The 1,345-nt window shown below is 59.5% G+C and carries 3 protein-coding genes; all 3 read left to right on the forward strand.

Annotated features, from left to right (window positions below):
- Positions 1 to 72, forward strand: a 72-nt coding sequence (locus ACTNBB_RS09065) for an IS3 family transposase (RefSeq protein ID WP_441015707.1), incomplete at its 5' end; no start/stop codon positions are given.
- A gap of 106 nt (positions 73 to 178) precedes the next feature.
- Entirely contained in the window at positions 179 to 937 is a 759-nt protein-coding gene (locus ACTNBB_RS09070) for a ComF family protein (protein ID WP_441057994.1), read from the forward strand.
- Positions 938 to 947: 10 nt separating this feature from the next.
- A complete protein-coding gene (locus ACTNBB_RS09075; RefSeq protein ID WP_441057991.1) occupies positions 948 to 1,148 on the forward strand; it encodes a hypothetical protein in 201 nt (66 codons plus the stop codon).
- Positions 1,149 to 1,345 lie beyond the last annotated feature (197 nt).

The raw sequence follows: 1,345 nt of genomic DNA on the forward strand, positions 1-1,345 counted from the left end.
ACGAGGAGGCGCCAGGTTAAACTGAAGGGACTGACCCCGGAGGAGTTCCGGAGACAGTCCCTTGCGGCGTAGTTCTTATTTAAGCCGTCCAAGTTTTGGGGTGCAGTTCAAGCGTAGGGAGGGTTTTGTCATAAATAACTGTCTGAATGGTTTGAGCCGCTTACGGAGTGCCGGCATCTTGCCGTTTGCGGATGAATTGCTACCGTTTGCCGAGCGCGCGGCGCATGAGGCACTCGAGGTTCTTTCGCCCACGCGATGCGCCGGCTGCGAGCGTGCCGGTGCGCTTATTTGTCGGGAGTGCCTGGCGTCGCTCACGCTTGTCGATCCGCGCCACAGCTGCACGAGGTGCGGCGCTCCGTTTGGAGGCCTGCTGTGTACCGAGTGCTCGGTCGAGGGTGCGTCTTCGACGGTGGCTAAGGCCCTCGATCGCTGCCTGGTGTGCGCTGTCTATGCACATCCGTTGCCGCGCATCATCAAGGCATACAAGGATGCGGGCGAGCGCCGTCTGGCACCGTATCTGGCAGAGCTGCTCTACGACACCGCCTTGCATGCCCAGGTAGCAGCCCCCGACCGTTACGGCGGCGTGCTGTCCGGTGTCGACGCGGTGGTATTTGTGCCCGCGACTGCGGCGGCGTTTCGGCGGCGTGGTTTTGATCACATGGAAGCAATCGCGCGCTCGTTTTGCGATCTTTCGGGCGTGCCATTGTTGGACGCCTTGGTCAAATACGGTCATGGCGACCAGCGCGAACTCGGTCGCGCCGAGCGCCGGGAACATGCCCGGGACATGTACGAGACGGTCGAGGATGTACGTGGCTGTCGTCTGCTGCTCATCGACGATGTCATTACCACGGGCGCAACAATGGCAGCGGCCTCGGCGGAGCTTAAGCGCGCCGGCGCCAAAGCCGTCGATGGCCTCGCTATCGCACGCGTTTGGTAGGGGTGGTTTTGTGGCAGTGAAGATTGCGCGGCGCGTCGAGCCGACAGGCGAGCAACTGGCAGCCTCTGTGATCCTTACCGGCGCCTCGGCGCTACGCATGATGCGCGCCGAGCGCAGGCATTTGGGTCACATCAGTTGGAGGGACTTCCATCCCGATGAAGAGCGTCGTGTGCTGCCCGTCGCGTTTTTATTATGTATAATAAGTACTTAACTTAGTTTAACCATGTTAATGAACTGAGAGCTTATTATTCCGTTAGACTAAGCGTTGTCCGATGAATTGATGTTTGGTCAGGTGAGAAATGTTTGCCGTTGAGAGATGCCTCTACCCGAAGGCCGACGGGGGAACGATGGACGGCTGGATCATCAACCATCCGGACGCCTACCCCTTCTGGGCCAACAAGTTCCTAC

The organism is Collinsella sp. HCP28S3_B9 (genome assembly GCF_052066095.1).
Lineage (GTDB): Bacteria > Actinomycetota > Coriobacteriia > Coriobacteriales > Coriobacteriaceae > Collinsella.